This window comes from Stenotrophomonas sp. 2YAF22, assembly GCF_052114665.1.
Lineage (GTDB): Bacteria > Pseudomonadota > Gammaproteobacteria > Xanthomonadales > Xanthomonadaceae > Stenotrophomonas > Stenotrophomonas indicatrix.
The window spans coordinates 1-4,097 of the sequence record NZ_JBFRFE010000392.1; the positions used below are offsets into that span (position 1 = coordinate 1).

4 protein-coding genes are annotated in these 4,097 nt (G+C 66.6%); all 4 read right to left on the reverse strand.

Annotated elements, in window-relative coordinates:
* Window positions 1–286 precede the first annotated feature (286 nt).
* On the reverse strand, window positions 287–916 hold the full coding sequence (locus AB4Y84_RS15125) for an HAD family hydrolase (protein ID WP_363731551.1): 630 nt from the start codon (window positions 914–916) through the stop codon (window positions 287–289).
* Window positions 904–1,635 (reverse strand): hypothetical protein, encoded by a 732-nt coding sequence (locus AB4Y84_RS15130; protein WP_223496608.1) that lies wholly within the window; start codon window positions 1,633–1,635, stop codon window positions 904–906. Before AB4Y84_RS15130 ends, AB4Y84_RS15125 begins: the two co-directional genes overlap by 13 nt.
* 127 nt (window positions 1,636–1,762) lie before the next feature.
* Window positions 1,763–3,691, reverse strand: a complete 1,929-nt coding sequence (locus AB4Y84_RS15135) for a M1 family metallopeptidase (RefSeq protein WP_049463858.1) — start codon at window positions 3,689–3,691, stop codon at window positions 1,763–1,765.
* 315 nt (window positions 3,692–4,006) lie between these two features.
* On the reverse strand, window positions 4,007–4,097 hold a 91-nt coding region (locus AB4Y84_RS15140; RefSeq protein ID WP_442250373.1), incomplete at its 5' end, for a class I SAM-dependent methyltransferase.

The following is a 4,097-nucleotide window of genomic DNA, read 5'->3' on the forward strand; positions in this document are numbered from 1 at the left end:
AGGACACCCATGCCCCATCCTTGGCAGCGGGCCACACCGGACAACGTGTTACCCGACACAACCACCAGCGCAGCGAAACCACCCGCCGGCACCTTCAACGCCCACCGCGGCTTCGATCAGGCCGCGGCCTTGAGCGGCGACGGTTCCCCAACCGCCCCCGCTTCAGCCCCCGCCGGGCATTCGAAGAACGCCCAGCCGGCCCCGCACAATACACTGTGATGACAGTCGAGAGTTGACCGCCGGCGCTGCCCTCAGGTTCCCGCCACAGCGCGTACAGCGGGCCACGCTAGCCTCGCCAGCGCCCCAGTACCGCCGCGCAATCGGCCAGATGCCAACAGGCCATGTCCGGCCACGGGTTGTCCGGGGCATTGACCAGAAGCGTACGGCTGCCCGCCGCCCGGCCGCATTCCAGATCGAAGCGGTAGTCGCCCACCATCACCACCTGCGAAGGTTCCACCTGCCAACGCCGCAGGAAGTACTGCAGCCCGGCCGGTGAGGGTTTCGGCTCGGCCTCGTCGCGGCCGATGATGTCGTCTTCGGCAAAGACGTCGCCCAGCCCGATCGCCTGCAGGGTGACCTGCGCCAGGCTGCGCACGTTGCGGGTCAGGATGCCCAGCCGGCAGCCGGCGCCCTGCAGCGCGCGTACCAGCGCCACCGCTCCCGTTGCCGGCTGGGAAGCAGCGGCCAGCGCACGCTCGTGCGCCAGCAGCCAAGCGTGCTTGGCGCTGGCCTCTACGGCCGGCAACCCGGCCAGGTGGGTGAGGATGTCATCCTCCTGCGGAATCGCCAGTTCGCGCTTGATCCGCGCGAAATCATGCACCGCCACGGTCAGCGTGCCATCCATGTCGAACACCCAGTGGCGGATCGTCGACAGCGACGACGCAGCCGCCGGTGCCTGCACGGTCAATGCCACCACGCCGGCATGCGGCTGGCATCCACGCCACCGGTCTCGAACACTGCCGTGCGCGTGCCACCGGCCTTGACCGGGAACTCGATGCTGATCGACTTGCCTTTGGCTGCCAGCTTCCACAACGCCTTCTGGTCGGTGATGAACATGGCGATCGCCTCGTCGGTCTTCGGCCGCCAGGCCGCCATGGAGATCGGCTTGCCACCGTCCACCGTGACCTTCACCGTGCACTGCGGGCAGCGGAAATCGCCGGCCTGCAGCACCAGGTAGGCATGACGCTTCCATTCGGGGTGGTCGCGGAACACCAGCTGCACCGGCTTGGCGCCGCTGCCATCCACATCCACCCGCTCCTTGCTGAAGATCTGTGCCGACACCTGGTTGCCCTTGCTGCCGACCGGAATCTGGTTGTACTGCCACAGCGCCTGCATGCGGCGCAGGTCGCGCGCGGCATCGCCCTTGGCCTTGACCTCGTCGAAGCCGGCGGCGATGCGCTCGGCGGCGGCAGTGTCCTTGTACTGGTCCAGCAGCGAGGCACCATGCAGGCGCGCGCGTTCCCAGTCCTGCGCGGCCACGGCCATGTCGTACTGTTTGGCAACGTCTTCGGCCTTGGCTTCCTTCTGCGCCTGCACGGCGGCAGCGGCGGCCTCCTGCGCCTTGCGTTCTTCCTCGGGGTTGCTGCAGGCGGCCAGGGCCAGGGTGCAGGCGGTGAGCAGGATCAGTCGTTTCATGGCGGAGTCCTTTACGGGTGCATCCCGATTCTATCGGCAGCGAAAAGCGGATACAGCAACGGCGGGTTTCCCCGCCGTTGCTGGTGAAGCAGTGTCTGGGTTGCCGGCCAGCGGCCGGCACTCCCGTTTACTTGGCTTCAGCCTTGGCCAGCATGTCCTGCACCGAGGCGGTGGTGATCGGGTGGTAGCCCGGCTTGGCCTTCTCGAACGCCTGCTTGGCCAGCTCCAGCCCCTTCGGGGTCTTCACCAGTTCGGCGTAGATCGGCAGGATCAGCTTGCGACGACCGACACGCTCGATGAACGCAGCGGCCGCTTCATTGGCCTGCTCGTAGCCGCTGCGGATGGTCAGCGGGTACCAGCGCATGGCGATCTCGCCATTCGGGGTGCCGGTGAAGTGGAACGCCTTGTCCAGCGTGGCCAGCTTGTCCAGCGGCTGGGTGGCGCCCAGGCCGTCGATGAAGCGGACCCATTCCTGGGTGCTCCACTCGGCAATCACCTGGCTGCTCGGCACGGTGCCGGCGCTGGCGAAGGCGATGCGCGCGGTATCGACGCTGCTGAAATTGCGCGACTGCGCCTTGGCTGCGAACGCCGGAATGCCCGGCTCGTCCAGCCACGCCTTCAGTTCGGCCTCGGTCACCGCCGACGGATTCTTCGGCAGCAGGTTCTTCTTCAGGTACTCGACGAACTGGTCGGTGTTGGCGCTCTGGAAGGCGTGGTCATCGAACCAGCCGCGCAGGAACGGGTCGAAGGTTTCGCGGCCGAAGCGCTGTTCCAGGAATTCCAGGAACCACGAACCCTTGACGTAGGCCACCTGGCTCAGGGCTTCGTCCGGGTCACGTTCGTTCAGCGGCGGCAGCGCCAACGCCTGGTCGGCCGGGCTCATGTCCTTCACTTCGGCCAGCAGATCGGTCTGGTCGATCTGCTTTTCCATTTCGGCCATCTCCTTGCCATACAGGGCTTCGGTGATGCGGCCCTGGACGTAGGTGGTGAAGCCTTCGTTGAGCCAGATGTCCTTCCAGCTGGCGTTGGTCACCAGGTTGCCCGACCAGCTGTGCGCCAGTTCATGGGCGACCAGCGAGACCAGCGACTTGTCGCCGACGATCACGGTCGGCGTGGCGAAGGTCAGGCGCGGGTTTTCCATGCCACCGAACGGGAACGACGGCGGCAGCACCAGCATGTCGTAGCGGCCCCAGCGGTATTCGCCGTACAGCTTCTCGGCGGCACCGATCATCTTCTCGGTGTCTTCGAATTCCTTGGCGGCCTTGTTGACCATGGTCGGCTCGGCCCAGACGCCGGAGCGGCCGGAGATCGGCTCGAACACCAGGTCGCCGGCTGCGATGGCCAGCAGGTAGGACGGAATCGGCTGCGGCATCTTGAAGGTGTAATCACCGTCACGCGCGGCCTTGGGATCGTTGTCGGCGCTCATCAGCACCATTACGTCCGGACGCGAGACCACGTGCGCGCTGTAGGTGAAGCGCACGCTCGGGGTGTCCTGCAGCGGCACCCAGGAACGGGCATGGATCGCCTGCGACTGGCTGAACATGAAGGGCAGCTTCTTGCCTTCGGTCATCGACGGCGCCAGCCACTGCAGGCCCGACGCGGTCGGTGCGGTGTGGTAGGTCACTTCCACCTTGGCCGGCTGTTCCGGGGTTTCGATGGTCAGCTTGCTGCCGAACACCTTGTCCACCGGGGCCAGCACGAACTGCAGCGGGCTGCGCGCGCCGTCGGCGGCGATCGCTTCAACCTTGGCGATGCTCAGCTCGCGGGTGTCCAGCACCAGCTGCTTGGCATCCTTCTGCTTCCATTCCAGGGTGTAGGTGGCGGTGCCGCCGATCTGCTTCTGGTCGAAGTCCAGCTTCAGATCCAGGGCGATGTCCTTGACGACGACCTTGTCCGGCTCGGCGTACGAGCTTTCGTCGTGGCTGCGGTTTTCGGCGTTCACGGGGGCAGCGGGAGCCTTCTGGGCAGTCGGAGCGGCGGCGGGTGCGGCCGCCTCCTGGGAGCAGCCGGCGGCCAGGGCCACGGCCAGCGGAAGGAGCATCAGCGGATTGCGCATGAATCGGGACCGTTACGGGGAGCAAACCCCAATGGTACCTCTCCCCCGGCCGGGAAGCGTTGCGCGGTGCGGGGTAATGTCCGCCTGGCGCCACGGGGGCGCCACCCTTTGGTAGATGCCAACCTTGGTTGGCACGGATCCATCATCGCTCGCGGCGGGCCCTGTGCCGACCTTGCTGCTTCTGGCAGGTGCCAACCTTGGTTGGCACGGACATGTCAGCGCTCGCGGACGGGCGTGTGCCAACCAAGGCTGGCACCTACCAGGACCGTGCCGTGCAGATGCCGGCCAGCGGCCGGCACTACCTGGGAACCCGACTTACAGCTTGTAGCCGGAGTGGATCGAGACGATGCCGCCGGTCAGGTTCTTGTAGTGGCAGCGCTCGAAGCCGGCCTGCCCCATCATCGCC